The sequence below is a fragment of the Psychrobacter sp. TB67 genome, from assembly GCF_000511065.1.
Lineage (GTDB): Bacteria > Pseudomonadota > Gammaproteobacteria > Pseudomonadales > Moraxellaceae > Psychrobacter > Psychrobacter okhotskensis.
This window is the reverse complement of record NZ_AYYA01000049.1, coordinates 1-2,339: the sequence shown is the minus strand read 5'-3', so window position 1 is coordinate 2,339 and position 2,339 is coordinate 1. Positions and strand designations below refer to the sequence as shown.

The 2,339-nt window shown below is 46.9% G+C and carries 2 protein-coding genes, 1 pseudogene and 1 other annotated feature; of the genes and pseudogenes, 2 read left to right on the top strand and 1 reads right to left on the bottom strand.

The genetic code is table 11. The features are described from left to right. Window positions 1–39 precede the first annotated feature (39 nt). Window positions 40–1,259, bottom strand: a protein-coding gene (locus W293_RS0107510) for an IS3 family transposase (protein ID WP_413771545.1) whose coding sequence is annotated in 2 segments (ribosomal slippage) — window positions 40–983 and window positions 983–1,259 — 1,221 coding nt in all. Because the reading frame shifts where the segments join, the coding sequence is not laid out codon by codon here. Then, window positions 868–984 (bottom strand) — a sequence feature (AL1L pseudoknot). Its footprint overlaps the gene before it by 117 nt. A 145-nt stretch (window positions 1,260–1,404) precedes the next feature. Here W293_RS0107510 and W293_RS0107500 point away from each other — a divergent pair. Together W293_RS0107500 and W293_RS16240 are read left to right on the top strand one after the other, a co-directional pair. Continuing rightward, window positions 1,405–1,608 (top strand): hypothetical protein, encoded by a 204-nt coding sequence (locus W293_RS0107500; RefSeq protein WP_025651843.1) that lies wholly within the window; start codon window positions 1,405–1,407, stop codon window positions 1,606–1,608. Window positions 1,609–1,803: 195 nt separating this feature from the next. Next, window positions 1,804–2,339, top strand: a pseudogene (locus W293_RS16240) (hypothetical protein); the annotation flags it as partial.

Here is a 2,339-nt window from a genome sequence, read left to right as displayed (position 1 = left end):
TGAACCGCCCCGACTTTATCGGAGAGTGATTTACTTGAGTCAGGCAGCGATGCCTGACAGGGTTAAATTATCATAATACCGCTTTTCAAACTCAAAGGGTGACACATATCCAATCGTGCCATGTAAACGGGTTTTATTAAACCAGTCCACCCACTCAAGGGTTGCCAGTTCAACATCGTTCACACCAGTCCAGTTCTGCTTTAAATAGTCAATTACTTCAGATTTATAGAGTCCATTGACCGTTTCAGCCAGTGCATTGTCGTATGAATCACCTGTTGTACCAACAGAAGCAATCACGCCGCAGTCCGTCATCTTATCGGTATAGCGAATAGATAAGTACTGAACCCCTCGATCACTGTGATGAATCACATCTTTGGGATTGTTTCTATCTGTTATCGCTTGATTTAATGCTGCCATTACCATATCGGTATTCATACGATTAGATACTTTCCAGCCGACGATAGCGCGAGCAAACACATCAATAACAAAAGCGGTATTCGCCCAGCCGCTTATCGTCTTGATATAGGTAAAGTCTGCCACCCAGAGCTGGTTAGGGCGATGAGCGCTAAAGTTACGATTAACCAAGTCATCAGCACGCTTTTGATCATCACGGCTGTGAGTTGTTATTTTACCCTTACCGCGCCAGACACCTTGTAGGCCATGCTGTCTCATTAAACGCTCTATGGTACAACGAGCAACCTTTAACCCGTCAGCTTTCATCTGCTGCCATACTTTACGCGCACCGTAACGGCATTTGCTGTCCTGCCAGATACGTTTAATCTCGCTGATGTAAAAGTCGTCATGTTGACTGCGCAGTGAGCGTTTTTCAGGGTAGCTCTCCAAGTCTTTAGCACGGTGATAGGTTGATGGGGCAATCGGTAATACTCTACAGATCAGCTCGACCCCATAATTATTCTTATGATCGTCGATGAATTGAATCATGATTTTAGTCAGCGGTCGAGCTCCGCCTGGGCGAAAAAAGCGGCAGCCTTACGTATGATCTCATTGGCTTGCTTGAGCTCTCTGCATTCGCGTTCAAGCTCCTTGATGCGCTCTTTATCACTTTGCGCTTGCACCGATGCAGGAATAGTTTGATCGATGTGTTTTTTATGCCACGACCGCAGGGTTTCAGGCGTACAGCCAATCTTAGGGGCAATGGCTTGAATCGCTGACCATGTGGAAGGATAGTCGCCCAACGCTTCTATCAGCATGCGAACGGCGCGTTCTTTAATCTCAGGAGTGTAGGTTTGTTTTTTCATTGTCGTATTCTCTCAGAATGTTGAGTCTCCGACAATCCCGGGGCGGTTCATATTATTGGGTTGTTTTATGCGCTTTTTTTAGGCTATTTGGATGATTATTAAAGGCGTAGTAGAGAAGATTGAATCGTGCAAAGTTTAGTGTCCGATGGAATACTGGCGCGGTATGGCCGCCTACCGCATCATCTGCGAACCTGCTCTTAGCCAACTACGCCTAAACAGTCATAACCGCCGTCACCACCATCTAAGTTTAAGCGAGCTTATCAAAGATATTATTAGCCCATATGATATAGACATCGAGATTGACGAGCGCCTAAGTGATGGTATCAACAATCACATACCAGCAGACTGACTGGGCGCAGTCGCTTTTGATCCTATTACCTTACAGCCCAATACGAACCATGCCAGTCATGACAATGATGACGACAATGACAACAACGTCCATCACATCAACGCTTGCTATCTACCATTTCCTCATCATCACCATATTCCTTATGGGGAACAGCTTGCTACACTTGGACAACCGCATCCGAGTCTGACGGGTCTCATGAGTGCCAGTATTATTGACACCGATAGCAGTGCTATTACTCATGACCGTAATCATCGCGCTCATATCCATTATCATTGGCAGAATGAACAAGGGGGCGAACAAAATAGCGACAGCAGTAGTGATGACGCCCACTGGGTACCCATTGCCAGTCACTTAGTCGCCGACCACATGGGACAAACCCATCCCCTGCGTCATGGGCAACACGTCCTGATCGACTTCATCGATGGTGACATCATCCATCCCATCATTATTGGCAGCACCCACAACGGCCAAGGCAACGATAACGCCCAGCATAATAGCATCGCCAGTGACTCAGATAGCCTTGATGCCACCAGTCCTGCTTGGTTTATCAACCAAAGCCACGCTCATCCCATCGACGGCATCAAGACTCAAAGTATAGACTCTAGTCGTACAGGAGAGGCCAGCAAAGACAGCCTGATCAATGGCTACAACCAGCTCATGTTTGACGCTCATCCTGACAGTCCGCAAATCAATCTCTATAGCTCAAGCTTTCAGTCCAGCCTGACTATTGG

Coding starts and splice junctions, on each gene's coding strand:
- W293_RS0107500 (WP_025651843.1), top strand. CDS start 1,405: ATGGAATACTGGCGCGGTATGGCCGCCTACCGCATCATCTGCGAACCT.